Genomic DNA, 889 nt, shown 5'->3' with positions numbered 1-889 from the left:
TTAGGCGGGCGTTAGTTTGCTAAAGGTAGTGGATAACTAGCCTAAGCTTGCTCTGATATCAGCAATGGTGATGAAGAGTTTGTTTTCTGCATCTTGAAACGCTTGAAACCCATAGCGCTCATAGAAATGTTTTGCACCATCTTTGGCATCAACAATGACAACTGGGAACGCTACGCTGTCACTGGCTGCGAGTAGCTTTCTGAGAGCGTCAATGAGTAGCCACTCACCAAAACCTTTTCCTTTGTATCTATCGTCGACAGCTAAACGAGCAATGAGCCCTCCAGAGGTTGAGGATTGGTGCTTCTTTTGTAACTTGTCGGGCAAGGCTTTCAAATCAATGGGCGTCATAGTCAGAGTGTAAAAGCCAATGATATAAGCACTGTTATTGTCATCTTCCAAAACGAAGGTTCTGGTGTTGTCTTTTTTGGCTTGCTGACTCGCCATTACTTTTAAGTAATTGTTGAGGGCTTCAGTGCCACAATTGAAACGGTTCCTATCGTGCTTATCTTTATCGAGAAGTACCGTATTCATCATTGAGTTTTGCTCTCATAACGTTCGGATGCCAATTTGAGCTTTGCATTTGCTACCGCTGGATTATCAAGAGCTTCCATCAGCAATACGGCATCAGCTTGGCTAAGCTTTAGAGCTTGCTCACGTTCAATGACTTGTTTTGCTTTTTCGATTGCTGCATTCAAAACAAATGAGTTAATACTAGACATACCAGCAAGAGCAGCAGCCTTAGCGAGTAAATCTTGAGTATCGACATCAACTCTAGCGGTGATGCGAGGCAAAGTCGTTGCCATAGTTTTATCTCCTGTTGTGTCAAACTGTCACATGGGCATTATGGCGTTAAAGTGTTCAAGAAGCAATCCCTATGTCACTTTGGCAC

At 43.3% G+C, this 889-nt stretch carries 2 protein-coding genes; both read right to left on the bottom strand.

All coding sequences use genetic code 11. The annotated features are described in order from the left end of the window. Positions 1-36: 36 nt before the first annotated feature. Positions 37-534: a GNAT family N-acetyltransferase gene (locus GOU96_RS17845; protein ID WP_000982260.1), complete on the bottom strand. Its 498-nt coding sequence runs from the start codon at positions 532-534 to the stop codon at positions 37-39. Next, positions 531-803, bottom strand: a complete 273-nt coding sequence (locus GOU96_RS17840) for a DUF1778 domain-containing protein (RefSeq protein WP_001915058.1) — start codon at positions 801-803, stop codon at positions 531-533. The genes GOU96_RS17845 and GOU96_RS17840 overlap by 4 nt, the downstream gene beginning before the upstream one ends. Positions 804-889: the final 86 nt, after the last annotated feature.

The sequence above is a fragment of the Vibrio sp. R-1 genome (assembly GCF_035615595.1).
Classification (GTDB): Bacteria; Pseudomonadota; Gammaproteobacteria; order Enterobacterales; family Vibrionaceae; genus Vibrio; species Vibrio cholerae.
This window is presented reverse-complemented; position numbering and strand designations above follow the sequence as displayed.

Bases quoted from the DNA above. Each gene is read 5' to 3' on its own strand.
- GOU96_RS17840 (WP_001915058.1), bottom strand. From the start codon at position 803: ATGGCAACGACTTTGCCTCGCATCACCGCTAGAGTTGATGTCGATACT.
- GOU96_RS17845 (WP_000982260.1), bottom strand. From the start codon at position 534: ATGATGAATACGGTACTTCTCGATAAAGATAAGCACGATAGGAACCGT.